The organism is Rhizobacter sp. P1_G5 (assembly GCF_056405435.1).
Genome location: NZ_JBFUCB010000771.1, coordinates 1 through 2,516, shown reverse-complemented (window position 1 = coordinate 2,516; position 2,516 = coordinate 1). Strand labels below are relative to the sequence as shown.

At 69.1% G+C, this 2,516-nt stretch carries 3 protein-coding genes; all 3 read right to left on the bottom strand.

Going from position 1 to position 2,516, the window contains the following annotated elements; genetic code table 11:
- Window positions 1–1,668: Fe-S protein assembly chaperone HscA (hscA, locus tag AC1D12_RS30805; protein WP_477845015.1), on the bottom strand; the 1,668-nt coding region annotated here is incomplete at its 3' end.
- A gap of 5 nt (window positions 1,669–1,673) precedes the next feature.
- The gene (gene hscB / locus AC1D12_RS30800; protein ID WP_477828484.1) at window positions 1,674–2,192 is read right to left on the bottom strand and encodes a Fe-S protein assembly co-chaperone HscB; all 519 of its coding nucleotides are present in this window, start codon (window positions 2,190–2,192) and stop codon (window positions 1,674–1,676) included.
- Window positions 2,193–2,257: 65 nt separating this feature from the next.
- Window positions 2,258–2,516, bottom strand: a 259-nt coding sequence (locus AC1D12_RS30795) for a HesB/IscA family protein (RefSeq protein WP_477845014.1), incomplete at its 5' end; no start/stop codon positions are given.

Below are 2,516 nucleotides of genomic sequence, written 5' to 3'. Positions count from 1 at the left end.
CAGCAGGTCACCGTCGGCCTCGAGCGCGGAACGCGTCGCGAGCAGCATGCGCTCGGCCTCGACGCGCGATTCGCGCAGGCTGCGCACGCGCATGTCGGCCTCGGCCGTGCTGAAGCTCTCGGTCAGCATGCGCGCGACCTCGTCGTCGGACAGGCCGTAGCTCGGCTTCACGGTGATCGCGGCCTCGACGCCCGACACCTCCTCGCGCGCGCTGACGCTCAGCAGCCCATCGGCATCGACCTGGAAGCTCACGCGGATGCGCGCCGCGCCCGCCACCATCGGCGGCATGCCGCGCAGCTCGAAGCGCGCGAGCGAGCGGCAATCGCTGACGAGTTCGCGCTCGCCCTGCACCACGTGCAGCGCCATCGCGGTCTGCCCGTCCTTGAAGGTCGTGAACTCCTGCGCACGCGCGGTCGGGATCGTGCTGTTGCGCGGGATGATGCGCTCGACCAGCCCGCCCATCGTCTCGAKACCSAGCGACAGCGGGATCACGTCGAGCAGCAGCAACTCGTCGGCACCGGCATTGCCCGCCAGCGCGTTGGCCTGGATCGCCGCGCCGAGCGCGACGACCTCGTCCGGATTCAGGTTGGTCAGCGGTGCCTTGCCGAAGAAGCCGGCGACCGCCGCCTGCACCATCGGCATGCGGGTGGAACCGCCCACCATCACGACGCCCTGCACTTCTTCCTTCGCGGCCTGCGCATCGCGCAGCACCTTGCGAACAGCCGCCAGCGTGCGCGCCAGCAGAGCGGCGCCGAGCGTCTCGAACTGCGCACGCGTCACGCGTACCGACAGCTCGCCGGACGACAGCGGACTGGCGAGCGTGGCGTGGTCGGAGGACGAGAGCTTCTCCTTCGCGGCACGCGCGGCCACCAGCACCGCACGCTTGTCCTGCGGCGTGTCGGCGCGCAGGCCGGCTTGGTCCAGCGCCCAGTCGGCGAGCGTGCGATCGAAATCGTCGCCACCGAGTGCCGAATCGCCGCCGGTCGCGACGACCTCGAACACGCCCTTCGTCAGCTTCAGCAGTGAAATGTCGAAGGTGCCGCCGCCCAGGTCGTAGACGGCGTACAAGCCCTCGGAACCGTTCTCCAGCCCGTAGGCGATCGCCGCGGCGGTCGGCTCGTTGATCAGGCGCAGCACGTTCAGGCCGGCGAGTTGCGCGGCATCCTTCGTGGCCTGCCGCTGCGCATCGTCGAAGTAGGCCGGCACCGTGATCACCGCGCCGAACAGGTCGTCGGCGAAGGTGTCCTCGGCGCGATAACGCAGCGTCGCGAGGATCTCGKCCGACACCTCCACCGGCGACTTCACGCCGTCGATCGTGCGCAGCTGCACCATGCCCGGCGCATCGACAAAATCGTATGGCAGCTTCTCGACGTGCGCGATGTCGCGCAGCCCACGGCCCATGAAACGCTTGACCGAGACGACGGTATTGGCCGGATCGATCGCGGCCTGCGCCAGTGCGCCATGGCCGATCTCGCGCCGCCCTTCGGGCAGGTAGCGCACAGCCGACGGCAGGATCACGTGGCCGGCTTCGTCCGGCAGGCATTCGGACACGCCGTTGCGCACCGCAGCGACCAGCGAATGCGTGGTGCCGAGGTCGATGCCGACCGCGATGCGGCGCTGATGGGGATCGGGGGTGCCCCCCGGTTCGGAAATTTGCAGCAGGGCCATGGTGTCTATTGTCCCAGCGCTTCGAGGCGTTGATCGACGTCGTCGGCAAAGCGCTCTACGAACATGAGGGCTCTGACCTGCTGCGCGGCCGCKGCGGTGTCATGGCGTTCGTCGAGCGTCGCGGCCAGTGCGGCGAGGGCCTGGCGGCGGTGCGCGGCGACCTCGTCGGCCAGCGCCTCGACGGCCGGCAGGCCGGCGGCGTCGTCGAGTGACTCGCGCCACTCCATCTGCTGCATCAGGAAACCGGCCGGCATCGCGGTGTTGTTCTCGGCGTCGATCGAGACGCCACCGAGCTCGCACAGGTAGGCAGCGCGCTTCAGCGGATGCTTCAGCCGCTGGTAGGCCTCGTTCACGCGCACCGCCCATTGCATCGCGACGCGCTGGGCCGCACCGCCCTCGGCTGCGAAGCGGTCGGGATGCACTTCGGCCTGCAGCGCGCGCCAGCGCGCATCGAGCTCGTCGCGATCGAGCGCGAAGCGGCGCGGCAGGCCGAACAGTTCGAAATCGTCGCTATCGAGCTTCATGGCTGGATTTCAGGCAACAAAAAGGCGCGGCTTGCGGCCGCGCCTGGTTCGCAAGCGCCGGGGCGCTAGACGCGGAACGACTCACCGCAACCGCAGCGATCCTTCTCGCGCGGGTTGCGGAACTTGAAACCCTCGTTCAGGCCTTCGCGCACGAAGTCGAGCTGCGTGCCGTCGATGTAGGGCAGGCTCTTCGGATCGACCAGCACCTTCACGCCGCGGTCTTCGAACACCGCGTCTTCGGGCGCCACGTCATCGGCGTACTCCAGCTTGTAGGCCAGGCCCGAACAACCGGTCGTCTTGATGCCCAGCCGGACGCCGACGCCC